The following is a 23,178-nucleotide window of genomic DNA, read 5'->3' on the forward strand; positions in this document are numbered from 1 at the left end:
TTGAAGCCGATGTTGAATTGAAACCGGATCACTATTGCTACTTCAATTTCGTTCTATAGATCTTTATTGATTCTAACAGTAAGAAAAAAGTAATTGTTCATAAAGTTATCTTACTTTCCACACAAAGGCAGACATTTATGAATTACCATATTGTATAAAAAAAGAGTTGTTCAAACATGAACAGCTCTTTTCATCATTTTCGCCCATTGGTATTAAATGACTTCTTCTTTTCCCTTAGTACCGTTAATCGAATAGCTAACGGTTATTTCTGCACTCAATGAATGAGCAACAGAGCAATATTTATTTTTAGACAGCTGTATTGCCCGGATGACCTTACCTTCTGGTAACTCCCCTTCTAATGCATAATGAATGTGAATTGCAACAAAACGTTTTGGATGATCATCAGCATTACGGCCTTTAACGTTCATTTTAAATTTTGAAGGTTGCAAACGCACTTTTTGCAAAATCGAAATAGTATCAATTCCCGTACATCCCGCAACAGCATTCAATAGTAATTCTGTTGGTCGCGGTCCACCATTCTCTCCTCCAACCGGTCCAGCTGCATCCATTTTAATGTCATGCCCGGACGGTGCAGTACTAGAGAAAGCCATTTTACCATCCCACATTACCGAAAATTCCACTTGTATCAGACTCCTTTTTTAATTTGTTACCTATGTTTCGTTATTAGATATACTTTATCCCATCTAATATATATGCCTGTTTATAACAGGATTATTTATCAAACTAAGGATTAGTGGATTCTTTAAAAAACGGAATCGATTAATCTTTTTAAAAAAAATCCATTTACCGGATTAGAAGTTTCTACAGCATTATCCAAAATCTTTTACATGTAAAAACTGGTCCCCAACCTAGGAAACCAGCATCATGTATTTTTATGCTACATCATAGCCTTGATCTTCAACAGCTTCTTTCATACTTTCCAATGTAATTTTTGTTTCATCATATTCAACTTTTACTTTACCAGAGTTCAAATCAACTTCTGCAGTAGATACTCCGTCCAACCCATTAAGTGCGCCTTCTACTGACATTTTGCAGTGGCCACATGTCATTCCTTTAACATTTAAGGTTTTTGTATGCATTTTTCCACCTCCTTTAAAGTTGTATAAGTCGAAATTTCAATCGGTGGGGGTTTTCCATCCCTCACCGAATGTTAGTTGTGCAGAATCGGACATTTACGGGCAGTTTATTCCCACTTATCTTTCCCCAAAATCTTGAAGTGGGGGTATTACTGCCCGTTATGTGGGAGAAAAAATTATAATTTGGCTCTCTTTAAGCGAAGGGAGTTAGAAACAACGCTTACCGAACTTAATGCCATTGCTGCACCAGCAACCCATGGAGCAAGTAATCCGACTGCTGCAACTGGAATTCCTGCTGTATTGTAGCCGAATGCCCAGAAGAGGTTTTGACGGATATTTTTAATCGTCGCATGGCTGATTTTGATCGCTTTTGGTATGAGCAATAGCTCTCCACCAAGAATGGTTAGGTCAGCAGCTTCTATTGCCACTTCTGTACCAGTTCCAATGGCAATTCCAATATCTGCAGTAACCAATGCTGGTGCATCGTTCACACCGTCACCAACCATCGCTACCTTTTTATCTAGTGCTTGAATTTCTTTTACCTTATCCGCCTTTTCTTCAGGTAAGACTTGAGCAATCACATGGTCGATTCCTACTTGTTTTGCAATAGCTTGCGCTGTTCTTTCGTTATCACCTGTTAGCATGATCACTTCTAAGCCCTGTTCTTGTAGCTCTTTAATTGCTTGTGGTGCTGTTTCTTTAATGGTATCTGCAACCGCGACGATTCCACGATATTCCCCATCAATAGCAATCAACATCGCTGTTTTGCCATTGGTTTCAAATTCAACTAATTTCTCTTCATTTGCACCAATATCAATGTGATGATCATCCATTAATTTTCGATTTCCAACAAGCACGTGTTTTCCGGAAATCTTCACTTCAATACCATGGCCGGGTATAGCATCAAATTCATCCACTTCCACAAAATCAATAGCTTTCTCTGTTGCGTAGGCCACAATAGCTCCTGCAAGTGGATGTTCCGATCCTTTTTCTCCACTAGCTAACAATTGTAATGCTTCTTCATCACCAGAAAAGTCCGTTACTTCCGGTTTTCCTTTTGTGATGGTTCCTGTTTTATCAAGAACAATGGCATCCAATTGATGCGTTCTTTCCAGGTGTTCTCCACCCTTGAAAAGAATTCCGTTCTCTGCAGCCCTTCCTGTTCCAACCATAATAGAAGTTGGTGTTGCAAGCCCTAACGCACATGGACAGGCAATAACAAGTACAGCAATTGCTGCCACTAGGGCAGGCTCAAATTGACCTGGCTCAACTAAGGCTATCCAGACAATAAATGTGAGAATGGCAAGCCCTACAACGATTGGTACGAAATAACCAGAGATGACATCGGCTAATCGTTGAATTGGTGCTTTCGTTCCTTGTGCTTCTTCCACAACTTTCACAATCGATGCAAGGGCAGTATCTTTCCCTACTTTTGTCGCTTCCATTTCAATTGAGCCATTTTTGTTGATCGTCGAGCCGATTAAGCCAGCGTCTATGTCCTTTTCAATTGGAATGGATTCACCCGTAATCATCGCCTCATCGACAGATGTTTTTCCCTTTAAAACCTTACCGTCAACCGGAATTTTCTCGCCTGGTTTTACAATTAATCGGTCACCAACAACAACCTCATCAACCGGAATCATGGTTTCCTCGCCATTTCTGATAATGCGAGCTTCTTTTGCCTGTAAATTAAGCAAAGAGGATAGTGCATTTGTTGTCTGGGTTTTCGCTCTTGCTTCCAAATACTTACCAAATAAAATCAACGTGATTAATATAGCACTTGTTTCAAAATATAGATGTGGCATATATTCAGGATTGCCGATAGTCTTAAGTGCTTCATATAAACTATAGAAATAAGCAGCACTCGTACCTAAAGCGACAAGCACATCCATGTTCGCTCCACCATTCCGCAGGTTCTTATAGGCACCAACATAAAATTGCCAGCCAATGATAAATTGCACAGGCGTTGCTAAAGCAAATTGGAACCACGGATTCATGAATATATCCGGTAGATTCATATTAAATAAATGGACCAGCATGGTTAGCAATAGCGGTGCAGCTAACACAGCTGAGATGATTAACTTCGTCTTCTTTTGTTGTAGTTCTTTTTCTTTATGTGTTTCTTTTTCTGCTGCTTCCGCTTTAGGTTTCGCATCATACCCTGCATTCTTGATTTTTCCAATCAATCCTTTAAGATCTACTAATCCGGGATTATATTCTATCGATGCGGTTTCTGTTGTTAAGTTTACCGTTGCAAATTTAACCCCTGCTTGTTTATTCAACACCTTTTCAATCCGGGCCGAACAGGCAGCACAGGTCATTCCAAAAACATCTAATTCTGTTTTTTCCATTAAAACTCCGTATCCGACATTTTCAATTTTCTTGGTAATATCTTCTATGGACGTTTTTTCTGCATCATAGTCTACCGTTGCCTTTTCTGTCGTTAAATTAACTTGTGCCTCCACACCATCCATTTTGTTTAATGTTTTTTCAATACGACTGGAACAGGCAGCACAGGTCATTCCTGTTACACCAAGTGTTGCATGATTTGTTTCACTCATAATAGAGCCCCCTTACTTGGAAAACTGCTTCAATACATCCATTAATTCCTCAATGGTTTCTTGACCTTCCCCTTGTTTGATTGCATCACTGACACAATGGTTGATATGGCGTTCCGTGACAGAGAAACCTACATTTTTTAATGCGGATTGAATGGCGCTGATTTGTACCAAAATATCGACACAATAGCGATCTTCCTCCACCATTTTCTGAATACCGCGAACTTGACCCTCTATACGTTTTAAACGGTTAATAACCTTCTGCTTTTCATCTTTTGTTCTTGGTTTACTTGGGTGATCATGTAAGAATTTATCCAAATGAATCACTTCCTTTTTTGTTATATCTATACTATACCCCCATATGGTATATTTGTCAACAAAAAACTTAAAAAAATTATCATAAAAATTTATATTATTACAGTCTTAATTTATCCCTTCAACAAAAACCTATACCGGGATCAAGCCCCGGCATATATAGCCAGAACTTGATCCTTCTTTCACCTTATGTTCTTAAAATTCAACCACAATCGCATATACCACCACTGGGGACTATTCGCTTCATCCTGTTTCAGTAAGCAGGTAAACAAAAGTGCCAATACACCTACAAATGCTTATACCGCGCCAGAAAACGCTTATTGGTATCCCACGTCAATGCGACAAATGAGCTCCCTATGCCACTTGTGTACGTTATCGATGCAGCAATAGCAACCATTATAGCAAGACTAACTACTGATCCAATTCCGGTTAAATGTATTATATAAACCAGGAGCAATACCTGCTTTCTGATCCGACTTCTAACATGGATGCCATCGTAGCTGGTAAATAAGTAAGTGCATTACCTAAAGATGCGATTAACGAAGCCAGTCAGCACAATGGTCCAATAGTTTCCATCTTTGCCAAACCATATTCATCCATGAAAAACTATAACCTTGAGGTCTACACTAGACCTACTTGATTGCCAAGTCTTAAAAAAGTTCTTGCGAGGTTATCATATTCCTCATAAGGAGTACGTAGCAAAACGACCATCAAAAGAAAAGGATCTTATATCATGTTTTAAACCCCTTGGGAAGCACAAAGACTATGAATTATGAAATTCACTTTATTTAATAATAGTTATTGTTTTACTTTATAAAAATATAATTTTAAAATGAATAAATCCAATTAGATAACATAGTTGGTTATTAACAAAAGCAACAGGAGTCGGGAATTATCGATACCATATAGACGAATATAGAATCTGGATTTGTGTCTTTAGTGTTGAGTAAGATTATTATCTTATTTTATTTCACGGGTTAATAGGAATTAGGAGCTGATAACAGGATGATTATACGTGATGTATTAGAAAGTGAATTAGAATATATAAAAAACATAAGATTAGATGCATATAGCGAACATGAACAAAAAATCCCTAAGGATCATTGGAATGTTCTTAAACAACAAATCTTAACGGAGGAAGATTTACAAACAAATGTTGACCAAATTGTAACAGAGATCGACGGGGAGATAGTAGGGACTGTCGTTTTGTTTCCCCAAAAACAGAATTATATACCGGGTTGCTGGATGATGAGTTGGATTACCCAGAAATTCGAAAGTTGGCTGTATCGCCAAAATCTCGTGGAAAAGGTGTTGCAAAAGCATTGATTTCTGAGTGTATATTGCGTACAAAGAACAGAGGTTTACAGACAATTGGATTACACACTGCCAATTTTATGGAAAATGCAATAAAATTATATGAAGGTCTTGGATTTGAACGATTGCCTCAATACGACTTTGAACCAGCAAATGATGGGATTATTGTTAAAGCTTTTAGGGTCCATATTAAATAAATTTATATAAGGTAAAAAAGATTGTAATAGAATCAAGTTCATATATCCAACCGTGTATTTTTGGTTTCAAACATAGATAAACCTATCCTTCTCCAGCCCCCCATAGGATTATTTCGATTGGGAAATTCATAAGAAATATCTTTTCTTATGAATTTAAATTAAAAATGACCATATAATGTACCAACTAGACAAGTTGTAACAGGAGGATATAAATATGACAGTAGCTTTATATGTTACATTTTTTGGTATGCTCATATTGACTTCATTAGCAATAGGTAGCACCATTTATCATCGCAGGAAGGTCACGTGTATGACAGGAATGATGATTGCGATGTCACTTGGCATGATGGTTGGATTAACTGCAGGAGTGATTTTAGGTATACTTTTTACAGGTAATTTATTTTACTCAACCGTATTGGGGATATTGATTGGAGTTATTGTAGGTTTTGTGTCAGGCTTACCAGTTAGTTTAATGGCAGTTTTAGATGGTGCATTGTCGGGCATGATGGGGGGTATGATGGGGGCGATGCTTGGAGAAATGATTGTACCCGAATATCAGGATTCGTTAATAAGGATTATGTTTGTGTTATTCATTGCATTAATATTGGTTCTTTTTGTAATGATGAAAGAAGAATTCATGAAAAAAAGAAAATCAATCTTAGGTCATCCAGCTATAATTCTCGGTTTATTTGTAGTATTCATTATTGGTTATAATCAATTAGATCCACTTCTTACTTCATCTAAATCACCAAATCAAATGAACCATTCACCATCTAATATGAATATGGTTATGAACAATAATAATCTAGTAGTTCAGGCAGATGAATTCTCTTTTACACCAAGTAAAATGGAAATACCTGTCGGGGAAAGTGTAACAATGGTTTTAGTTAATAATGGAGAAATTGAACATGATTTAGAAATAGTAGGAATGGAGACTGGAACAGTAGAATCCTTAAGTAGACACCATCATCAACAAGAGGAAAATCAAATTCATGTTCATAGTATACCTGGAGAAAAACAAGAAGTGTCGTTCACCCCACTAGAACCGGGTGTATATAAGTATACTTGTACAATTCCTGGACATGCCGAATCAGGAATGACAGGAACGATAAAGATAACTTCATAAACTAATAAGCAGTTCGATGTAATATTCGAACTGCTTATTAGTTTAGCATCATGTCAGACATTGCGAACTAGTTTGGTTATATTTCTGTTGATTGTTAAGAAAAATAACTGTTTCTTTATCGGTTTTGGTTGGGTAACAATAATTTTGTTGATACTCTTCATGGCCTTTTCCGGTGATAATAATCCAATCCCCTTGGACACTTTGTTCCATTGCCCTTTTGATTGCTATTGTACGATCTCCAATTATGGTTCCTTTTTTGTTTCCAAAAGTATTATTTATATTTTCCATGGTACGAAGCATTTCATTTTTAGGAACAGTATTTAGATTGTCTAATGTCAAAATATATTGGTCACTCATTTCCGCTGTTACTGACAACATGGCCTGCCTTTTACCTGAGTCTCTATTCCCTCTAAAGCCAAAAACATGAATGAGCCTTTTAGCACCACAATACTTTGCTGTACTTAAGCATTGTGAATAAGCGTCTGCTGTATGCGCATAATCGATTACAATAGTTGCACCGTTATCTAGCTTTAGTATTTCAAATCTACCTTCAACCCCGGAAAAATCATAGGTTGATGAACAAATTAGATCCTTTTTCAAATTCAATAATGAAGCAACACTGTATGCCATTAGTGTATTGTACATGTTATGGATTCCAAACATAGGTGAATAGAGATAACATGATTGATTATTTTTCTCAAATTTAATGGTGGAATTTTTGTAATTGAAATCAATTATCTCTAAATTACAATCTTTGAATTGTCCCATGGTAAAAGGTTTAATTCCTCTGTTTTGAAGCGTGGAATTTAACTTTCTTCCCCAGAGGTCGTCCACATTAACGATAGCTTTTCCGTTTTCTTTTAGCTTATCAAATAGCAATAATTTTGCCTGAAAATACTTTTCCATGGAAGTATGGTAATCTAAATGATCCTGATCAAGGTTCGTAAATAGACAATAATCAAACTCAATTCCTTCCAAACGAAATTGCTTTAATCCATGTGATGATACTTCCATAATAACAATGTCATCATTACTAGTTGATAGAAGTTTTTGTAAAACAAGCGAGCTTGGCGTTGTATTAACACATTCTGAAACCTCACCATTAATGATGTTGTGTATGGAACCAAATAGAGAACAAGATTGACCGTTCTTTTCCAAAATATGCTTTAAAAGATAGCTTGTTGTTGTTTTTCCATTCGTGCCCGTTATTCCAATAGTCAATTTTTGTTTAGATGGATTACCATAAAAGTTATTGGCAATAATCCCTAATGCTTTTCTACTATTGGACACCTTTATATAAGGCACAGCCAAATCAGTTAAATTCCTTTCACCTATTATAATACAGGCTCCTTTTTTAATTGCATCATTAATATATGAATGCCCATCTATTTGAAAACCTTCTATAGCTATAAACACATGGTTCCTTTTAACTTCCAATGAACTATCTGCAATTCCTTCCACAGGAGTAGTCGCTATTTGGTTTTTTAGTTTATTTTCAATGGTAAGACCATTTAACAGATATTGTAACTCCATTTGTAATATTACCCCTTAAATTCAACGTAGATTTTTGGTGATCTTGTCCATTTTGTCTGTTATTTGTGTAGAAAGTTTGTGGTTAATCAACCTGTAATATATTTTTAATATTGTTTTAGTGTTTCTGCTAACAATTAAAATAACACTGAATGCCATTTTATCAGTATTATTTTAGGGGGAGTTATTGAGTTAACATATATTGAAAATGTTGATACGTATTAACTTGATCTTCAACAGAAACATGCGGGACAAACGCCCAACCCATATTCTTGATAAATGCAGTATATTTTTCTTGTACCGTCAGTTGTTGCAGTGCCATTTCAACATGCGCGTTTCTCACATTTTTATCTTTCATCATTAAAGCAGAGACATAGTTTTCATTCGACAAACATTTAGCTGTGGTATGCGCTTCTAAAGCGATCCATTTCGTATTATCATTAGTCTCTTTATCCTCCATACCTTTATGACTATTGGCATTTAATAAATCGTTTAATTCTGGCACTTCAATGTAGCCGCTATTATAAGGGTTTATAAAAGCAAGCATTATTCTGACATGCGCACGCATCATAGTCGTTTGCAAAACTAGAATTTCTTTTAAAACGGTATTCGATACATTGGCCTGGTATACTTCCAGCTTATTTATTACGCCTTCATGAGCCGATAAATGTTCTGCCATTATTCCTAAGTCTGTAGCAGGTAATGTTTTCATAGAGAACCTCCTCGTAAGTTAACGTAGGTATTTACCCTATACAGTATGAAAGCAACCTAAAAAGGTGAATGATCAAAAAGAGGTAGCTGTTAAAATTCACAGCTACCTCCTCACAACTAACTATTTTGATGCATTTTAACCAGCCATTTTACGGCATTCATCAGCACATTGTTGACATATTTCTGCACATTCCTGACAATGAGCATCTTTCATTTGGCCACATTCGGATGCGCATTGCTCACAAATAGTCGCACATAGACCACACAGCTGAGTTGAAAGAGTACTATTACGTGCCATAAATTTGGTTGCTTGATTGCAAATATCTGCACAATCATTAAGTGTTTGAATACACTTAATTCTTGCTTGCACATCTGGTTCTTGTAAACAGGCAGTCAGACATTCTTCACATGCTCTTAGACATTTTATACACGCTTCAATACATGAATCCATATTTGCAGGTGATGTTGATAATACTCCCATTCTTAAGATTCCTCCTTATTTAGGTTTTCCTATACCCAAATAATTTACCCACTCTAATCATGATTATACTAATGGCAATTGAATTCTGGGGTTATTTGTCATTTATCGCCTCGATAGTTACAAAAAGACCTTTATAATAGTAATCTACGTGTTTAATGTCCATTTGAGTTTGGTTCAGCAATTCCAATGTATCACGATTTAAATGACAGCCATCACAAACTTTCTTCCATAATGGTGTTAAAGCATCTTGCATTTTTGCTAACGTTTCCTGTTCCATTCTGACATGCTCAAAAAGTAAAATGGTTGCCCCAGCTTTGCTAACTCTTTGTATTTCATCAAATGCTCTCATTGGGTCAGGGATTGTACAAAAAACTAGCGTTGCCACTACGGAATCAAAGGTATTTTCCTCAAAAGGGAGCTTTTCAGCTTTCGCTGCGTATGATTGAATTGGAATCGTAGACAGTTTTATAGAGTTGCGTGCGCGCTCTGCCATAAGGGGATTGGGCTCAACTGCGTCTACTTGGTCAATGTTCTTATTCGTATAATAAGGAAAATTTACTCCTGAACCGGAGCCAATTTCCAATACTCTTCCACCTGCTTTATTAATAAGCCCCTTTCTGACTTTTTTAAACCTATTCCGTTCCAGCGGCTTCATTGCTGTATCGTAAATCCTTGGAAACCATTTTCCCATGACCGAATCACCTTTCTACACCTAGTAAAACGTCCGTATCCACCAACAATTTTGATGACTACGGACCTACATTTACTCTGTTATATTCTTGACATCACCGCTAGGCTCAAAGTCTTCAAAGTTATTATACTTTACAAGTTGAAGCATGCCAGCCGTAGCGTGATGTAAATCATGACAATGAAAGAGCCAATTTCCTGGATTATCTGCTTTAAATGCAATAACATACGTTTCCCCAGGTTTCACGTTAAGTGTATCTTTTACAATTGGAGAGCCTTTTACTGTCTTTCCGTTTTTACTCAATACTTGGAAAAAGTGTCCATGCAGATGCATCGGATGGACCGCTTCAGCATCATCACCACTCATTTTATTTGTCATCTTGACTTTGACAAGATCACCTTTTTCCACCTTTAAAGGGGGAACATTTGGATAAGCATTTCCATTAATTGTATAAGCCATTCCCATGCTTTTTTCCATATCCATTTCGGAACCTAAATCCATTTGGTATTCTACATCAAAATTATCATCTAAAGAAAATTGCCCTTCCTCTTTTTCTCCAAGATCCATCAAGTTGGCTTTGCTATTTGCCTTCGGGTGTTCCGACTCATTGCCCTTACTATTTTGGTAAGCTACATCGATTTTCATATATTTGGCACCAGCCATATCTGTATGATCATCAATCGTGAAATTCTGTCCAGAATTTGCAGTAAAGGCTATATCATATCTTTCACCTGGTGCAATTTCCAGCACTGAGCCTTTTTCGACTGAAGGATTATTTACTGGTTGACCATCAACATGCGTGATTTTATAATCAACTGGAATATGAATCTTATGAACGATGTATCCAGCGTTTATGAACCTTAATTTAACTTTTTCTCCCTTTTTCACTTCCAATGGTTCATTTGCCTCATAGGTTTTTCCGTTAATCGTAAAGATATCATACGATGACATGTCGTGACCCATCATTTCTTTACCGCTCATTCCACTCATAACGTGATTCTTTTCCTTATCACTTGAAGAATCCCCATGATTCATACCATCCATACCTTTGCCGGAATTTTGTTGATCCATTCCATTCATGTTCTCTTCGTTTGCTTTATCTCCACCCATGTCCATTCCTTCATCAGGATTTGACTGCCATTCATCAAGAACTAATGTATAATCCCGATCGGCATTCACACCTTCTTTCGGCTCAACAATGAGTACTCCATAAAGCCCTTTATCTACTTGTTCCACACTGTTTTGGTGACTATGATACCAATACGTCCCAGGAACAGTTGCAACAAAGTTATACGTATACGATTCACCTGGTGGAACCGCATCCTGTGTTACGCCAGCAACCCCATCCTCCGTGTTAGGCACAGGATAACCATGCCAATGGATAGTGACGGGTTTTGGAAGTTTGTTTTGTAAATTCACCTTTACTACTTCCCCCTGGGTAACGCGTACTTCCTTGCCCGGAATTGTACCACCATATGTCCAGGCATTAACCATTTTTTTGTCATTCAACATCCAATCCGTTTCCTGAGCAGTAATGTTGATCTCGTTCACTTCTCTTCCCTCTGTATCCACTTTCTTGACTGAAACGGTCTCATCAGATGATGAGGATTGGTTATTTTCATTCGTAGTAGTGGTTTCCCCTGTGCATGCCGCTAAAACAACGACTAATAGTAATGGTATTAATATTTGTATTTTGTTCATTCAATATACCTCCCAAGGGTATTATAGTAACATAATTAAATTCCTAAGTAAAATCGAATCGATCATTTTCATTCTGGCTGTATTTGTTTCAAATAGCCTTCTAAACTATCTAATGTCAGCGCACCAGCGACTATTTTCACTACCTTTCCCTTAGGACTAATAAAAAATGTACTGGGAATTGGCCCAACGCCATATAAATCCATAACCTGTCCACTTTTATCATGTGGAATAGGAAAGGTTAAGTCATATTTGTCAATAAATCGATCAATTACCAATTCTGTTGCATCTAAACTTACTGCAACAATTTCAATCCCTTTTTCTTTATACTCTGGATACAATTTCTGCATATATGGCATCTCTGCTTCACAGGGTTTACAATACGTTGCCCAGAAGTTCAACATAACACCTTTACCTTCTAAATCACTTAGCCTAACACTTTCCAATTCATTGTTTTTATTGACTTGTTCCAACACAAAATCTGGTGCCTGAGATCCTACATCTATTTTAGTGGTATCTTTCGTGAGATTTGATACCAATGCGTATCCAACTGCAGCAAGCAGGATTACTAATACTGTTATGCGAAATATCAATCGGTTTCGTTTCTTACGATGTTTGTTTGCTTTCACCTGCTCTAAGTTCACGCTGTCACCTCCTTGCTAGACTGGTACAACACAGTGCCACTTAATCTATAATCTATTAAACTCAACTGATTAACCTTGAACCCCGTAAAAAAGCAGTAAAGAAATGACCATCATAGATAGCACAAACATGACAGTTTTAATAATATCTTTCTTGGGAATTGGAGTAATTTTATCGGTCAATCCATTTGCCTTACGATACCTCATTAGGGAAATCGCAATAATGATGCCTATTAGGCTCATAACATGGCTTACACTAAACGGTCCAACAACCATAGGATTTATTCTAGCAAATTCTACAATGCCACGAATTATCATATACCCAATTAGATAATGAATAAAGATTTGACCGGTGTAGGAAGTTTTTTTTAATTTTAACCACAAATAACCGAACAACAGAAAATCTAATAAAAATTCATATGCCTGAGCAGGATGCAAAATTTCCCCGTATCTTTCAATCCCCCAAGGTAAGGCACTAGACATTGGTTCACCAAATACATCACAGCCAATTCTACTTATTCCTTGCGCCAGAATTAGTGCCGGTGCAACAATATCTAAGGTATGCCAAATTGGTAATTTATGCCGCCTCAGTAGGAAATAACCGATGACTAATCCGCCCAAAACTCCACCATGAATCGATAATCCACCGTTTTGGATAAAAAGTATTTCCATTGGATTGGCAATATAATAGGCGGGATCGTACACAACTACGTAAACAATACGAGCCCCTATTACCCCGCCCAACAATGAATAGATAGCTACATCTATTAATAATTTATGATCCATCCCTCTCTTTTTTGCTTCTCGTATCAATAGCAGAAGGCCAATTAATGCACCAACAGCTATCATGAATCCAAAAAAGTAAATCGTAATAGGACCAAGACTAATAACGGGTATCATCTTGTTATCCCTCTTTTCTTGATATAATAAGGCATTACACTTAATGCAATGCTATCCATATTTAATTGTTTGCTACAGCCACAATATTAATTATAAGTGTTAAATATAGATTTTCTGTGAGGAATTCAAATTTTATTTTAAGTACCTTACCACATCTAGATAGGAATTCCAGTTCTATTCGGACTGATCGGACGATTATAAAAAATTCTATTTAAAGCCGTCACTCAAAATTAACCTTGGAACAGCCTTTCATTCTTTTACATTAGCGTTGAAGAAATACGGATAGACTATAAGGCTTTTCAATTTTTTTGTTTTAATCATAAAAAAACAAGCTAACTTTATCTTGTAATGGTAGGATTACGTTAAACTATTACGTTTTTCGGTTGGTTATAAGCCAAAAGTATACAAGCATGTCTTTTCAAAACACGTCTGAAGAAATTCAGCAACTTTATGCTTATAATTTTACGGCACAATCCTTGCTTAAAATTAAACACATATTTCAAGTTCGTTCATATAAATATCTTGATAAAAATTGTTATAGGAGTGAAGAAAATTGTATTACCAATATCCGTATTATTGCTCAAATTACACCGGAAGAACAGAAACAAATATGTCAATGATGGAAACAGAAGAAATGAGACAAATAATGATGGCACATATGGACTTGACCCAACAAATCAAACAAAAAGTCGATATGATTGATAAAAGACTAATAAAAATGGAAGAAGTGATGAAGATGAAGATGCGGTAGCTAACAACTACCGTATTTCTTCCATCGTTTAGGAGCAGATAAATTTGGAAGGCTGTGAGTAACCAATGTACTAAACAGCCACCTCAAGATTATACTTATATGAACCAATTGCAATTAAAATAGTCCCAGCCTTCTAATAGCTGGGCGAAATAAATAAGGCTAAGCAATTTCTTCCTTTGTTTGTAAATATTCTTCCATACCGTTTTTTCCGTTTACCAGTCTCTACTTCAACTGGTCAAAAGGACTCTGTTGAGTCATAAAGTCTTTTTCCTTATCCTTTTTAGTGTTGCAACAAAATAGGTGATATTCGTTTTGCAGAAGCCCTTTTAACCATCTTAGAATTGTTAGGATTGATGTTAGCTGAATATTACCTTCTAACACTACTTTCTCAGGTTAATCGCCTTAGGCCCTAAGAGAATTAACGAATTCAGTCAATAGCACTTTTCGATATACGTGTTATTTTTGATCCATTTTACCCTATTTAGCCCTAAAATAATTGCGTCCCTTTTTCCTTTTCGTCTGGTGCTGGATATCACTTGTTGGAATTCATAGTTTCCTTGATGACCTTTGGCTTCGCAATCTGACACCCTATTAACGATGATCATCATTTTTTACACTTCCATATATTCAATCAAACAACGCCTTTACTTCTCTCCGTGGAAAACTAATTAATGGGGCTGGCTGGGACAAGAGTATATAATAATTAGCTTTCGTTTTAATCAAGAAAATAAAAAAAGCATGAAATCAGGATTTTTAAATCAAATTTCATGCGTTTTATTCATTTCAAAAGAGTTTTTGTCCTGGCCCCATTAATTTGTCGTATCTTGTAATGATTTGTTGCTAAATTGTATTACTCTCTTAATCTTTTATTCTTATAATTCTGCTAGAATAAACTTGTTCATCAAAATTCACATAGAGGAGAATACATAATGTTACCCAAAAAATATTCTATAGGAAAGTATATTGGAACAACCGTTTTTGTCACATCACTCACATTTTCACCAGTAGTTACTGGAAGTGTTTTTGCTCAAGGAGCACCAGATATGGATACAACGGTAAATGAAACAACAACTCATAAAAAATCCACCCCAACTATTACCATTCATTCAAATCCAATTTTAGCAGGCGACAGAGGGAAAGCTGTCAAAGACGTGCAATCAACATTAAATCAACACGGTTATCAACTTGAAACTGACGGGATTTTTGGACCAATTACTAACCAAGCAGTACAAGATTTCCAACAGGATCATTCCCTTTTAATCGATGGAATTGTCGGACCGGAGACAAAAAAGGCCTTATCTCTAACCCAAGGTACGGAAGAAGAAAGTGTAATAATTGAAGAAACACCTAAGCAGCAAACAAAAGGAACAACTGCGAGCACAACCTCTAATATTGTTGCGATTGCCGAAAGCGTAGTTGGCAGCCCTTATCAATTTGGTGGAACAACACCGGCTGGTTTTGACAGTAGTGGTTTCATCAACTATGTATTTAAACAAGCTGGTATTTCCTTGGATAGAACTCATGCCGGTATGTGGGAAAATAATGGCACACACGTAGACAGTCCAAGCCCTGGCGATGTTGTGTTTTTTGAAGATACGTATAAGGAAGGCGTATCTCATAGCGGAATTTACATCGGAAACAACCAAATGATTCATGCAGGTACGGAGGAAACAGGTGTAGAAGTAACGTCCCTAGAATACGACTATTGGCAGAGCCGTTATATTGGTGCAAAATCGTTTCAATAAATTGTAAAGAGACAGCCCCATCACGCTAAAGTGTTGAAATGGGGAGAATGACTTATATTTAGATCAGATAAGTATACCAGTTGATATTAAAAGGACCATACATATTTATTAGATATCTAATAAATATGTATGGTCCTTTGTCTCACTCACCAGCTGATTGAGATGATTATATGAGAAAGAATCATCAATTCCACGTCTCTATTGACCTAGTGAACACCCCACGTTACGAAAGGACATCCAGGTTGGCCCCGGCCATTAAATTCGGATCTTGTTTGGATCCAATTAAATAATATACCCCCATCAGTATTATTGTCAACCTAAATGATTAACATTTTTTCAATGACAGTAAAGTAATACTGTCACTATTAAGAGAGGTTTGTTTCTTCCAACTATTAGAGTTAAGAATTGTAATTTATTTTTGAACGTACTTAAATAGGCTTGTGGGAGTTAGTATGAAAAACTGGCACAAGCATAAAAGAAACTAGTACTCCATTGTAATAACAGGTGTGCCGATGGTAAATATGGTTTTACCTTCAGTTGCATCAAAACGACTTGCAATTTGAACATTGATGTGATTATTTTTGGTTTCTACCAAATAACTGAGTTTTTTTGAAAATCCGGTAAGACTTATTATTTCTTCTTCATTTAAGCCCTCAGAATAAGTGGCCTCTAAATTATCAAACATATTCATTATCATTTGTTGCTGCACGGTATGGTTTAACTTTCGGTCAACAGTTCCTTGAATGTTAACATTTATTTTAGGTACTACAGAAACACCTTCCAATATTTGTTTAAGATATGCATAACTCTTTAAAAAGTCTTCTTCATTGGCTACATTACCTTTTAAAGATACCATTAGATGTGCTCTATATGTCCCATTTTCATGGAGAACACCTGCCAAGGCAACTCGCAATATAGTGTTTGATGTAGATGAAATATTTTTATGCCCTTGATACTTAATTAAATCCTTTTGTCCTGGTTCCGTAATTAATTTAAGATTTATGGAAAGCTGCTGTCCAAGTTCTTTTTTATAGGAGTCCAGATTACCTGGATCCTTATAAGATTTGACTACCCCACCGTAATTTAGAATTACTTCCCCGGTTTCAATATTTGCTTCACTAAAGGTGCTCATTAATAAAAGTCCGTCTTGTTTGGCACCATCTGCATAATTAGTGTTGTATTGTTGAATTATTATTAGGATAATCGAAATGCTAGCGAGTATTAAGGTGATAAACCATATATTTTTGTACTTTAAAAACATGTATTCCCTCCTTAACTTATATTCTATATTTTCAGAAACCTTTATTTTGTATAGGACACAGTATTAAGGCTAAATTACAGACGATTTGTCAACCGACTTACTATTAAGTCAATAAGATGAGGTATCAATCTGCCCCCTCATGTCATTATCAATTAATGTATAACCTTAAATTGATGAAACTTTTAGGAAACATTTGAAAATTTGGCATTCACTTAGTTGCAACTTATGCAGAAAGAAATATGGATATACTTTCCGCTAAAAAAGTAAAAGGATGAAATTACTGAAAAAGTCCAAAGAAAAATATGATTCACCTATTTATTATTATATAGCCCACTTTTTTCAAAATACTTCGGACTAACACTATACTTCCCTGATTTAATGTGCTAGTTTTTTTGCATATTAGAAGGGTGAGTTATTTGATGATCATTCCCACGATTTCGAAATTGGCATTGTTAAGGCATGCCCTAACTGCAATTGTATCAATTCATCCGGTCATCGATTGAGTGCATCAATATTTGTAGGAAGAATTGTCCGATGGCATCCGTCCAATTAATCGCGCAGTAGCTGGAACACTACTTTTTTCATGGATCCATAATTTATTTACCGATTCAGGAATACTGTAGAATGTGCTATCAAACGGATAAAACGCCCTACATGTACACCCAACTTTGCTTTCCACAAGCACCACAAAGGCCACGCTAAGAAATAAGCATAAGCCTTGTGGATTAAAGGAAGTGGATTGGGCGGATTAAACTACCAAGATTACTGGTGATAAAATACCAGCCTATATTTTGTCCCGGCGCCTCCTTGGTCAATATACATATATAACTTTACTGATTAATTGCTAAAAAATCATAACACTATTTAGGGATATCTTTTGGAAAATGAGACGATTTCGCTCCAGAAAATTATTGAATTACTTTGGTGGATTCACAAAAAGTCCTGAAAGGGAGCTAGGTAAACCTAGCCCCCTCCAATTATTCTGCTTTATCCTTGAGCTCATTCTCACTTCCTTTATAACGGTTACAACTGAGAAATTGGAGAGCCACCTATTTTTGCTTGATACTTTTCTTGAGATCTTTCAGTGACCTCGACCTTGATCGAGGTATTTTTATGCTCAAGGGGATTTATGCTACTAGTAAGTGCTACTTTTTATCTTTTTCACTTTGATAAGAATTCATAAAGTCACCACAAGCATTCATCATTTTCTTTCCCTCTGGTGAATTCATAGACACCATCATATTGCCCATATTATCGTTTCCCATCATTTTCATCATTCCGTTACCATTCTGCATGTTGCTCATTCCATTGCCGTCCGATTCTTGTGCAAAAGCTGTTGTTCCTACTACCAATAGACTCGCAAGTGCAAACGACAATAAAAATGGTACTTTTTTTAATTTCATACCAATTCTCCTTTCCAGTTTCTATTACTAGGACAAATCCAGTATAAACAGCAAATTTGTTGAAATTGTGAAGATGTGAAAACTTAACGCTTATTTTCTAAACTTGCTTTCTTATCCTTGTATTCTTGTTCATCAATTTCACCTTTCGCAAATCTTTCTTTAAGGATTTGCAAAGATGAATCCTCTTTCTTTTCAAATGGTTTTGATAGTAATAACACTACCCCGTATATTAAGAAACCTAGAATAATGATCCAAATTATCATGTTTAAAAGCATATTCCCACTCATCATAGACATCAACGTGATTACCTCCCTTTTCTTTTTTGAATGATGATATATATTATCCCCACAATTATTACTGGCGATCCCATCCATAAACAGAGCTGTATAAATGTTTTTACATAAGATTGAATTGTTTCGATTTCCCACACCGTTGTCCCGGAAACAGTGAGAAAAATTAAGCCTACAATTATTAGTACAGCGACTATCAACCATTCTACTTTTTTCATGTTTCCTCCTTACTCCTGGTGACTAACATAGAATAGCAATAAAATTTGTGGATTTTATGAGGATATAAATTTTTAAAAAGTGGTTTGCCCATTCCCATCCCAGTATATTGACCTGATGGGTGAAGCTTCTTCACCCTAGGGCAACGTCTAAAATCATCATTACGGTAAATCCAATCATTAATGTTAAGGATGCTAAGTCTTTGTTGCCTTCTTCTTGCGAGCTTGGGATTACTTCCTCCACAACTACGAAAATCATTGCACCAGCAGCAAAACTTAATGCATACGGAAGCATGGGTTCAATAAACGTAACCGCAAGTACACCAATCACCGCTGCAATTGGTTCAACCAATCCAGAAGCCTGACCATACATAAAGCTTTTTGCTCGTGACATGCCATCTCGTCGTAATGGCATCGCAACTGCAACACCCTCTGGAAAGTTCTGAATGCCAATTCCAATTGCAAGAGCCACTGCGCCTGCAATTGATGCTGATTCAAATCCAGCCGCAACTGCGCCAAATGCGACACCAACCGCTAACCCCTCTGGAATGTTGTGCAGCGTAATGGCAAGAACAAGTAATGTACTCCTCTTTTTATTTTTCGGATGTATCCCCTCTGCTCTTTCCATTTTTTGACCAGGATGCAAATGTGGTAAAATTTTATCCACACCCCACAAGAAAAGCCCACCAAGTATAAAACCAACTGCAGCGGGTACCCAACCTGGTACACCCTCGGCCATTTCTATTGCTGGGGTGAGCAAAGACCAAAAACTTGCTGCGATCATGACACCACCAGCAAAACCAAGCATGCTATCCAAAAATTTCTGATTCATATTCTTCTGAGTAAAAACAAGTGCAGCTCCAAGTGCAGTCATACCCCATGTGAACACCGTTGCGAGTAAGGCTATGACCACAGGGTCGAGAGTTTTTAAGTAATCAAACATGTTTTCCATCCACTCCATCTCTTTAAAAAATTCCTATCTTCACCATACACACAAAAGTTGCATGAGACAAACATCAAATCAAAATTTTTTAGCGCCTTTATCAACGCGCCAACGACAATAGGTAATCAACCAGTAATGTATGTTCACTGACTCAGCTCATTTCAATTGCTCCAAGACCAATTGTATGAACAGTATATTATCAACACCTAAACCTTGTGATTAACTTTTTGATAGTCCAACAAGTCCTGGGCATACAGTATTTGACAACATCAATTATACCCTCACAATTTCTACAAAATTGTTGTTTATACTAAAATGGCAATAGTAATAATAAGGATAATAGTAATATGAACAAAAAATAAATTATAAATGCAAATTAAGTAGAGGAGATATCGCTATGCCAACAACCTGGATAATCGGCCCCCTTATCATTAAAAGCTCTCTCGTAATGCTGATTGGGAGCTTTGTAGTGGGATTTGTTTTGTTTAAGTTCACAAGTCCTTTTACAAAATCAGTAACGAAGAAGCGTTTAGATGAGGTTGGAACTATTCTTTTTATGTTTGTGATTTCATTATGGATTGGTAAAATTCTAACCAATTTTTCTATATTCATAGATGATCCGCGTGCCTTGTTGGCATATCCAAGCGATTCAAAGGCTTTTTATGTAGCAGTTGTGCTCCTGTTGCTGTATGGAACGTTCAAGTTTATTGACAATTGTAAGCAATTTCTAGAAATTCTTTTTTCTTTGATATATGTTTTTTTATCTGCATCCTTTGTGTATGAATTTACCCAAATTATCTTAAGAGACTTAGCTTTTGCATGGGGTTATATAGGATTGCTCGCTGTTCTGCTAATCTTAATTATATTGTTGCAAGGTAAAATGACAACTAAACAATTAGTGTTCCTAGTCATACTGGTCTGGAGTTTAGGGCAACTTGTTTTATCCACTTTTTATCATACAAGCGTATTTCAGTTTTATTTAGACCCAGGCTTTTATAGCCTAATTGCTATTGGTAGTATAGTGTTGTTTATTTACAGGAAGTGGGTGTCATAATGGGTGCAATCGACTCAGACACGATGTTGGTGATAGGCATGTTCCTAGCATTAGGTGCTGGGGCACTTTCCTTCTTATCCCCTTGTGTGTTACCAATTTTCCCAGCTTACTTATCATATATTACAGGAATAAGTGTGAAAGAATTGCAAGGAAGTCACAATGTTAAAATCCGCAAAAAACTATTGAGCCATTCCGTCTTCTTTTTATTAGGCGTTTCACTTATTTTTATTAGCCTAGGTGTTGGTGCTTCCTTTTTAGGTAAATGGATTCAAGCGTTATTTACAGGTGATTTTGGACTGCTCATCCAGCGTATAGCTGGGGTCTTTATTATATTCATGGGTCTTATTTGTTGGGGGCTGGATTAATTTCACTTTTTTAATGAAAGAGAAGCGTTTTCATTATTCCAAGAAACCCGCCGGTTATTTCGGAACTTTTTTTGTCGGTATGGGTTTTGCTGCTGGGTGGACACCGTGCATTGGGCCAATCTTTGCTTCTATTTTATTTTTAGCAGCTAGTAATCCCGGACAAGGTATGTTTTATACCATCATGTACATTGTCGGTTTTGCACTGCCATTTCTCATATTGATCTTCTTCCTTGGGTCGACAAAATGGATCGTTCGTCATAGTGGAATCATTATGAAAATAGGTGGACTGGTAATGGTTGTAATGGGTCTAATCTTGTTTTTAGGCTTAATGCCTAGAATTTCTGCGTTTTTATTACAACTTATCCAAGACACTTGGTTAACCAAATTAGGATAATGGAGGAATTTATCAATGAAAAAGACAATTCTGATTGTGATTGTAGTGGGAATGCTTGGCTTTGCTGTATATGATTTCGCATTATCGTCAGAAGAAAAGACCATTCAAAAAAAGGCTGAAACTATTTCGGATAATACAATAACTTCTCCGCCTAAAGGAAACGAAAAGGAAAAAAAGGTCGTCGAATCTAATGAGGTTGGACTTGATGTAGGAGAAATCGCTCCAGACTTCGAACTCTCTACGCTGGATGGAGGGACAGTAAAACTTTCAGATTTCCGGGGTCAACGTGTAATGCTGAATTTCTGGGCCACCTGGTGTCCCCCTTGCCGAGCAGAAATGCCTGATATGCAAAAGTTTTACGATAACAAAGACGTAGTAATTTTGGCAGTGAATTTAACTGGAACTGAAAGCGGTACTAAAGAAGTTCAGAAATTTGTTGATGAATTCGGCCTGACATTTCCAATTTTGTTAGATAAGGAAATGTCTGTTTCAGATCAGTATCAGATTCAACCAATTCCGACTACTTTTATGATTGATTCAGAAGGCCGGATTCAAAAGAAATCATTTGGTGCGCAAAATTATGAATTAATGGTCCAAGAGTTCGAAAAAATGCAATAGCAATTCCCTCAGGATCATACATGGAATTTATATTAACAATAACTTTCTTAGCCCGACAATTGTAATTTTCCAAGTCGATTACGCTCATATGAAATATATTATCACATTGCATGCTTATTACCCTTTTTCACCAAGTTCCAATTTGCTGGATAGCTTGTGAGAAACCCGATCATCATAGCAATTTGCATCATATACCAAAAAATAGGGTGGAGGCATGGGCACTTGAACGAAAAATACATAATGAATGAGCCATCCATCATACCTATTTCAAATGCAATTAGAGACATGTATCGGCTTTAATAGCGTTTTTAATTGCTTTCCGTGGTCCATCTCGTATCGGTGTCCATTCAGCTTCAAAAGCAAAAAAATATTTAAATCCTGCATACAATAACTCCTTTTAATCGTTTTGGTTTAATTAAATTCATGTGTTATTTTATTTTGCTGATCCATATTACCTGTAATTATTTTAAATACTTTACCATTCTTATCAATTAAGACAGTAGTTGGAATAGGACCAATTCCGTATAGTTGAGTTTCTTCACCGCCTCTGTACATAAGTATCGGAAAAGTTAAACCAAAACTATCTATAAAACTCTGAATGATTAAATCGGATTCTTCAATGTTAACGGCAAGTATTTCAACACCTTGTTCTTTGAATTGCTTGTACTCTCCTTCCATATAAAGCATTTCTCATTCATTGTTTGCACCATGCCCCCCAAAAATTTTAAAAAACACCCTTTACTCTATAATCTTTGAGTCCAACACGTTCACCTTTAAGTGTCTCCAAGGAAAAATTTGGTGCATAATCCTCTTTTGAAACAACATTTCATCTTTGAAGATATTTGAAAAAAGTGTATATAGTACCATTGAGAACATAAACAGT

The 23,178-nt window shown here is 36.4% G+C and carries 24 protein-coding genes and 1 pseudogene; 7 read left to right on the forward strand and 18 right to left on the reverse strand.

The annotated features are described in order from the left end of the window. Positions 1–212: 212 nt before the first annotated feature. From CFK37_RS03450 to CFK37_RS03465, 4 genes are all read right to left on the reverse strand, one after another. A complete protein-coding gene (locus CFK37_RS03450; RefSeq protein WP_425445369.1) occupies positions 213–626 on the reverse strand; it encodes an OsmC family protein in 414 nt (137 codons plus the stop codon). A gap of 267 nt (positions 627–893) precedes the next feature. Beyond that, on the reverse strand, positions 894–1,100 hold the full coding sequence (gene copZ / locus CFK37_RS03455) for a copper chaperone CopZ (protein ID WP_089060579.1): 207 nt from the start codon (positions 1,098–1,100) through the stop codon (positions 894–896). Between the two features lie 173 nt (positions 1,101–1,273). Then, positions 1,274–3,658: a heavy metal translocating P-type ATPase gene (locus CFK37_RS03460; RefSeq protein ID WP_089060580.1), complete on the reverse strand. Its 2,385-nt coding sequence runs from the start codon at positions 3,656–3,658 to the stop codon at positions 1,274–1,276. Positions 3,659–3,670: 12 nt separating this feature from the next. Then, on the reverse strand, positions 3,671–3,973 hold the full coding sequence (locus CFK37_RS03465; protein ID WP_089060581.1) for a metal-sensing transcriptional repressor: 303 nt from the start codon (positions 3,971–3,973) through the stop codon (positions 3,671–3,673). 1,250 nt (positions 3,974–5,223) lie between these two features. On the opposite strand from CFK37_RS03465, the gene CFK37_RS20605 reads away from it, so the two are divergent. Then, positions 5,224–5,481, forward strand: coding sequence for a GNAT family N-acetyltransferase (locus tag CFK37_RS20605; RefSeq protein ID WP_342746738.1), 258 nt, complete (start codon positions 5,224–5,226; stop codon positions 5,479–5,481). A 214-nt stretch (positions 5,482–5,695) separates the two neighbouring features. Continuing rightward, complete coding sequence (locus CFK37_RS03480) at positions 5,696–6,607, forward strand: plastocyanin/azurin family copper-binding protein (RefSeq protein WP_089060582.1); 912 nt, start codon at positions 5,696–5,698, stop codon at positions 6,605–6,607. 48 nt (positions 6,608–6,655) lie between these two features. Here the strand turns inward: CFK37_RS03480 and CFK37_RS03485 are convergent, their stop codons facing one another. From CFK37_RS03485 to lgt, 7 genes are all read right to left on the reverse strand, one after another. Next, positions 6,656–8,140 carry a UDP-N-acetylmuramoyl-L-alanyl-D-glutamate--2,6-diaminopimelate ligase gene (locus tag CFK37_RS03485; protein WP_089060583.1) on the reverse strand — a complete coding sequence of 495 codons (1,485 nt, stop codon included), beginning with the start codon at positions 8,138–8,140 and terminating at the stop codon, positions 6,656–6,658. A 181-nt stretch (positions 8,141–8,321) separates the two neighbouring features. Further along, the gene (locus CFK37_RS03490; protein WP_089060584.1) at positions 8,322–8,849 is read right to left on the reverse strand and encodes a hypothetical protein; all 528 of its coding nucleotides are present in this window, start codon (positions 8,847–8,849) and stop codon (positions 8,322–8,324) included. A 135-nt stretch (positions 8,850–8,984) separates the two neighbouring features. Then, the gene (locus CFK37_RS03495) at positions 8,985–9,329 is read right to left on the reverse strand and encodes a four-helix bundle copper-binding protein (RefSeq protein WP_089060585.1); all 345 of its coding nucleotides are present in this window, start codon (positions 9,327–9,329) and stop codon (positions 8,985–8,987) included. 91 nt (positions 9,330–9,420) lie between these two features. After that, positions 9,421–10,020 carry a class I SAM-dependent methyltransferase gene (locus CFK37_RS03500; RefSeq protein ID WP_089060586.1) on the reverse strand — a complete coding sequence of 200 codons (600 nt, stop codon included), beginning with the start codon at positions 10,018–10,020 and terminating at the stop codon, positions 9,421–9,423. 72 nt (positions 10,021–10,092) lie between these two features. After that, positions 10,093–11,718, reverse strand: a complete 1,626-nt coding sequence (locus CFK37_RS03505) for a multicopper oxidase family protein (protein WP_089060587.1) — start codon at positions 11,716–11,718, stop codon at positions 10,093–10,095. Positions 11,719–11,786: 68 nt separating this feature from the next. Further along, the gene (gene resA, locus CFK37_RS03510) at positions 11,787–12,359 is read right to left on the reverse strand and encodes a thiol-disulfide oxidoreductase ResA (protein ID WP_089060588.1); all 573 of its coding nucleotides are present in this window, start codon (positions 12,357–12,359) and stop codon (positions 11,787–11,789) included. Positions 12,360–12,428: 69 nt separating this feature from the next. Next, positions 12,429–13,256: a prolipoprotein diacylglyceryl transferase gene (lgt, locus tag CFK37_RS03515; protein ID WP_089060589.1), complete on the reverse strand. Its 828-nt coding sequence runs from the start codon at positions 13,254–13,256 to the stop codon at positions 12,429–12,431. A 553-nt stretch (positions 13,257–13,809) separates the two neighbouring features. On the opposite strand from lgt, the gene CFK37_RS03520 reads away from it, so the two are divergent. Continuing rightward, positions 13,810–14,007 carry a hypothetical protein gene (locus CFK37_RS03520; protein ID WP_089060590.1) on the forward strand — a complete coding sequence of 66 codons (198 nt, stop codon included), beginning with the start codon at positions 13,810–13,812 and terminating at the stop codon, positions 14,005–14,007. A 929-nt stretch (positions 14,008–14,936) separates the two neighbouring features. Next, positions 14,937–15,752, forward strand: a complete 816-nt coding sequence (locus tag CFK37_RS03525; protein ID WP_089060591.1) for a C40 family peptidase — start codon at positions 14,937–14,939, stop codon at positions 15,750–15,752. Between the two features lie 481 nt (positions 15,753–16,233). On the opposite strand, the gene CFK37_RS03530 is transcribed toward CFK37_RS03525, so the two are convergent. The 5 genes from CFK37_RS03530 to CFK37_RS03550 all read right to left on the reverse strand — a co-directional run bounded on the left by CFK37_RS03530 (position 16,234) and on the right by CFK37_RS03550 (position 19,864). After that, the gene (locus CFK37_RS03530) at positions 16,234–17,013 is read right to left on the reverse strand and encodes a YwmB family TATA-box binding protein (RefSeq protein ID WP_089060592.1); all 780 of its coding nucleotides are present in this window, start codon (positions 17,011–17,013) and stop codon (positions 16,234–16,236) included. Between the two features lie 1,145 nt (positions 17,014–18,158). Next, entirely contained in the window at positions 18,159–18,416 is a 258-nt protein-coding gene (locus CFK37_RS03535) for a hypothetical protein (RefSeq protein ID WP_089060593.1), read from the reverse strand. Between the two features lie 83 nt (positions 18,417–18,499). After that, complete coding sequence (locus CFK37_RS03540; RefSeq protein ID WP_089060594.1) at positions 18,500–18,712, reverse strand: SHOCT domain-containing protein; 213 nt, start codon at positions 18,710–18,712, stop codon at positions 18,500–18,502. A gap of 8 nt (positions 18,713–18,720) precedes the next feature. Then, the gene (locus CFK37_RS03545; RefSeq protein WP_089060595.1) at positions 18,721–18,924 is read right to left on the reverse strand and encodes a hypothetical protein; all 204 of its coding nucleotides are present in this window, start codon (positions 18,922–18,924) and stop codon (positions 18,721–18,723) included. Positions 18,925–19,054: 130 nt separating this feature from the next. Next, positions 19,055–19,864, reverse strand: coding sequence for a ZIP family metal transporter (locus CFK37_RS03550; RefSeq protein WP_089063528.1), 810 nt, complete (start codon positions 19,862–19,864; stop codon positions 19,055–19,057). A 397-nt stretch (positions 19,865–20,261) separates the two neighbouring features. Between CFK37_RS03550 and CFK37_RS20255 the strand changes: the two genes are divergently transcribed. From CFK37_RS20255 to CFK37_RS03565, 3 genes and pseudogenes are all read left to right on the forward strand, one after another. Then, positions 20,262–20,918 (forward strand): hypothetical protein, encoded by a 657-nt coding sequence (locus tag CFK37_RS20255; RefSeq protein ID WP_216639616.1) that lies wholly within the window; start codon positions 20,262–20,264, stop codon positions 20,916–20,918. Further along, positions 20,918–21,677 (forward strand): annotated as a pseudogene (locus tag CFK37_RS03560) (cytochrome c biogenesis CcdA family protein). The gene CFK37_RS20255 and the pseudogene CFK37_RS03560 overlap by 1 nt, the downstream one beginning before the upstream one ends. 15 nt (positions 21,678–21,692) lie before the next feature. Continuing rightward, positions 21,693–22,295, forward strand: a complete 603-nt coding sequence (locus CFK37_RS03565; protein WP_089060596.1) for a peroxiredoxin family protein — start codon at positions 21,693–21,695, stop codon at positions 22,293–22,295. 101 nt (positions 22,296–22,396) lie between these two features. Here CFK37_RS03565 and CFK37_RS03570 read toward each other — a convergent pair whose 3' ends face one another. Continuing rightward, entirely contained in the window at positions 22,397–22,582 is a 186-nt protein-coding gene (locus CFK37_RS03570) for a DUF4396 domain-containing protein (protein ID WP_342746739.1), read from the reverse strand. A 124-nt stretch (positions 22,583–22,706) separates the two neighbouring features. Beyond that, positions 22,707–22,973: a redoxin domain-containing protein gene (locus CFK37_RS20330; RefSeq protein WP_245837304.1), complete on the reverse strand. Its 267-nt coding sequence runs from the start codon at positions 22,971–22,973 to the stop codon at positions 22,707–22,709. Positions 22,974–23,178 lie beyond the last annotated feature (205 nt).

This window comes from Virgibacillus phasianinus (assembly GCF_002216775.1).
In the GTDB taxonomy this organism is placed as follows: domain Bacteria; phylum Bacillota; class Bacilli; order Bacillales; family Amphibacillaceae; genus Virgibacillus_F; species Virgibacillus_F phasianinus.

Bases quoted from the DNA above. Each gene is read 5' to 3' on its own strand.
- lgt (WP_089060589.1), bottom strand. From the start codon at position 13,256: ATGATACCCGTTATTAGTCTTGGTCCTATTACGATTTACTTTTTTGGA.
- CFK37_RS20330 (WP_245837304.1), bottom strand. From the start codon at position 22,973: ATGGAAGGAGAGTACAAGCAATTCAAAGAACAAGGTGTTGAAATACTT.
- CFK37_RS03485 (WP_089060583.1), bottom strand. From the start codon at position 8,140: ATGGAGTTACAATATCTGTTAAATGGTCTTACCATTGAAAATAAACTA.
- CFK37_RS03505 (WP_089060587.1), bottom strand. From the start codon at position 11,718: ATGAACAAAATACAAATATTAATACCATTACTATTAGTCGTTGTTTTA.
- CFK37_RS03540 (WP_089060594.1), bottom strand. From the start codon at position 18,712: ATGTCTATGATGAGTGGGAATATGCTTTTAAACATGATAATTTGGATC.
- CFK37_RS03460 (WP_089060580.1), bottom strand. From the start codon at position 3,658: ATGAGTGAAACAAATCATGCAACACTTGGTGTAACAGGAATGACCTGT.
- CFK37_RS03480 (WP_089060582.1), top strand. From the start codon at position 5,696: ATGACAGTAGCTTTATATGTTACATTTTTTGGTATGCTCATATTGACT.
- CFK37_RS03525 (WP_089060591.1), top strand. From the start codon at position 14,937: ATGTTACCCAAAAAATATTCTATAGGAAAGTATATTGGAACAACCGTT.
- CFK37_RS03545 (WP_089060595.1), bottom strand. From the start codon at position 18,924: ATGAAAAAAGTAGAATGGTTGATAGTCGCTGTACTAATAATTGTAGGC.
- CFK37_RS20255 (WP_216639616.1), top strand. From the start codon at position 20,262: ATGCCAACAACCTGGATAATCGGCCCCCTTATCATTAAAAGCTCTCTC.
- CFK37_RS03490 (WP_089060584.1), bottom strand. From the start codon at position 8,849: ATGAAAACATTACCTGCTACAGACTTAGGAATAATGGCAGAACATTTA.
- CFK37_RS03495 (WP_089060585.1), bottom strand. From the start codon at position 9,329: ATGGGAGTATTATCAACATCACCTGCAAATATGGATTCATGTATTGAA.
- CFK37_RS03500 (WP_089060586.1), bottom strand. From the start codon at position 10,020: ATGGGAAAATGGTTTCCAAGGATTTACGATACAGCAATGAAGCCGCTG.
- CFK37_RS03535 (WP_089060593.1), bottom strand. From the start codon at position 18,416: ATGAAATTAAAAAAAGTACCATTTTTATTGTCGTTTGCACTTGCGAGT.
- CFK37_RS03450 (WP_425445369.1), bottom strand. From the start codon at position 626: ATGTGGGATGGTAAAATGGCTTTCTCTAGTACTGCACCGTCCGGGCAT.
- copZ (WP_089060579.1), bottom strand. From the start codon at position 1,100: ATGCATACAAAAACCTTAAATGTTAAAGGAATGACATGTGGCCACTGC.
- CFK37_RS03530 (WP_089060592.1), bottom strand. From the start codon at position 17,013: ATGTTTTTAAAGTACAAAAATATATGGTTTATCACCTTAATACTCGCT.
- CFK37_RS03565 (WP_089060596.1), top strand. From the start codon at position 21,693: ATGAAAAAGACAATTCTGATTGTGATTGTAGTGGGAATGCTTGGCTTT.
- CFK37_RS03550 (WP_089063528.1), bottom strand. From the start codon at position 19,864: ATGTTTGATTACTTAAAAACTCTCGACCCTGTGGTCATAGCCTTACTC.
- CFK37_RS03570 (WP_342746739.1), bottom strand. From the start codon at position 22,582: ATGTCTCTAATTGCATTTGAAATAGGTATGATGGATGGCTCATTCATT.